Raw genomic sequence first — 1,602 nt, 5'->3', positions numbered from 1 at the left:
TATATCGGTAGTGCTGCACGAACCACCCGCAAGTCCCGCACCTCCGGTCAGGGCCGTAGTTCTCCACCAGCACAGGCAATTTCCGAAGGGCCAAGCACTCCCGCGCTGTAGCCTGTGCCCAGGCCCAGCCGTTGACGAACCCCTCCTGTTTCGCCGTGTAGGTGTGGGCGTTGACCAGCTCCTCCAGCTCCGGGTTATCCCCCATGATGGAGAGCACCGCGGCGGCGGCCTCCTGTTCGCTGTCCAGGCGCATATAAGCGGGGCTGTCGGTGCAAGCCTCAAACATGACCAGCAGGCTATCCACAGCAGCACACCCCCATACACAACCCCAGGGCCAGCCGGAAGCCGTTTACGAAGCCCTGGCACTCCATAGCTACCCCGTAGCTGTCCACGTCCACCTCGTCGCCCACAGCATCAACGAGGGCGCGGCGGGTGTGTTCTGTCTCATCCCTGCGCCGGTAGTAGTCGCACAGGCTGGGGCCGTCCATCGTGTCCGGCTCTTCGCTACTGGCGGCGTGGTACAGCGCGGTTATAATGTCAGTCATTTTGAAATGCTCCTTTCTGCTCCCTGTTCCCAAGCTTCAATCATCCAGGCCCGGCATGCCTCGGCAAATTTATGTACTATCGCATCGTCCCCATGACGGGCCATAATTTCATCCAGCTTGTCCAGGTCTTTCTCCAGAATAGCGCGGTCTTGCTTTAATCCGTCCTCATAAGAGAAATTGAAAGCCTCCACCCAGGCGGCTGTAAAGCCCTGTTCCTTCTCTGACAGCTCACGGCCCACAAGCTGCTCCTGATAGGCGATAAACGCCTCCGGCGTAACAGGAAATACAATCATACCGCCACCTCCTTTTGGTGGCTTCTGATATATTCCAGAGCCAGATCTATAACAGCTCCCGGATCTGTGGAATCCACGGATATATAGATGGTATATTCACCAGTCATCAGACTGCGGCTAAAAAAACTCTTTCCGGGGTAGCCATAGAACACTTTGACATCATGGCTTGCCCCGGTGTGTATTGTCTCCATTGGTATCTCCTCCATCTTGAAATCTGGAGGGGGCCGTGGTACAATGTCCTTGACCCCCTCCGGGGTGGTTGTGGGCCTCTTGCATCTGGCTTTGACCGGCGTTGATGCAAGGGGCTTTTCTCATGCCTGGGGTATCCCTGTATGGAGTGTGGCCTGTTCGCCGGAATTTGGCGTGTTTCCTCCCGTAGCACGCGAACGGGAAAGCACGTCAGCCAGCTTTGCGCGGTGTTCCTCGCTTATAGCTTTCTTCGGCACAATCCGCATCCAGGCGAAGGGAAGCCGGGCCACCATAGAGCCGTCCGGGTTGGTGATCCTGATTTCCACTTCCTCGGGATATTTGGCCTTTAGGCGCTTCACCATTGCGATGCTCCATGTCTCGGCGGCGGTGATGGTAAAGAACGCTTCGCCTCGCACATGGTCGGTACAGGTTTCCAATAGCGGCATAGCAGATACCTCCCTCAGGCTACACAGAAGCGGCGGGCGGTGCTGGTACGGGTGAAGCGGGCCGCCACCTCCGGCAAGGCCGCTCTCAGGGCCGTAGCGTCCAGCCTGGAGGACGTGACGGGCTTCCAG

General features: G+C 57.9%; 4 protein-coding genes. All 4 read right to left on the bottom strand.

Annotation, left to right across the window (positions count from 1 at the left end):
- The coding region (locus HMPREF0372_RS13475) for a hypothetical protein (RefSeq protein WP_007493491.1) at positions 1 to 304 on the bottom strand (304 nt) is incomplete at its 3' end.
- Positions 297 to 545 carry a hypothetical protein gene (locus HMPREF0372_RS13470; protein WP_007493489.1) on the bottom strand — a complete coding sequence of 83 codons (249 nt, stop codon included), beginning with the start codon at positions 543 to 545 and terminating at the stop codon, positions 297 to 299. The genes HMPREF0372_RS13475 and HMPREF0372_RS13470, both read right to left, overlap by 8 nt.
- Complete coding sequence (locus HMPREF0372_RS13465) at positions 542 to 838, bottom strand: hypothetical protein (protein ID WP_007493487.1); 297 nt, start codon at positions 836 to 838, stop codon at positions 542 to 544. Before HMPREF0372_RS13465 ends, HMPREF0372_RS13470 begins: the two co-directional genes overlap by 4 nt.
- A gap of 311 nt (positions 839 to 1,149) precedes the next feature.
- Positions 1,150 to 1,473 (bottom strand): hypothetical protein, encoded by a 324-nt coding sequence (locus HMPREF0372_RS13455; RefSeq protein ID WP_039997557.1) that lies wholly within the window; start codon positions 1,471 to 1,473, stop codon positions 1,150 to 1,152.
- Between the last annotated feature and the right edge of the window lie 129 nt (positions 1,474 to 1,602).

Origin of the sequence: Flavonifractor plautii ATCC 29863, assembly GCF_000239295.1 — a bacterium.
GTDB classification, from domain to species: domain Bacteria; phylum Bacillota; class Clostridia; order Oscillospirales; family Oscillospiraceae; genus Flavonifractor; species Flavonifractor plautii.
Note: the sequence above shows the minus strand (reverse complement) of the source record. Positions and strands in the feature narration are given on the sequence as shown.

Coding starts and splice junctions, on each gene's coding strand:
- HMPREF0372_RS13470 (WP_007493489.1), bottom strand. CDS start 545: ATGACTGACATTATAACCGCGCTGTACCACGCCGCCAGTAGCGAAGAG.
- HMPREF0372_RS13465 (WP_007493487.1), bottom strand. CDS start 838: ATGATTGTATTTCCTGTTACGCCGGAGGCGTTTATCGCCTATCAGGAG.
- HMPREF0372_RS13455 (WP_039997557.1), bottom strand. CDS start 1,473: ATGCCGCTATTGGAAACCTGTACCGACCATGTGCGAGGCGAAGCGTTC.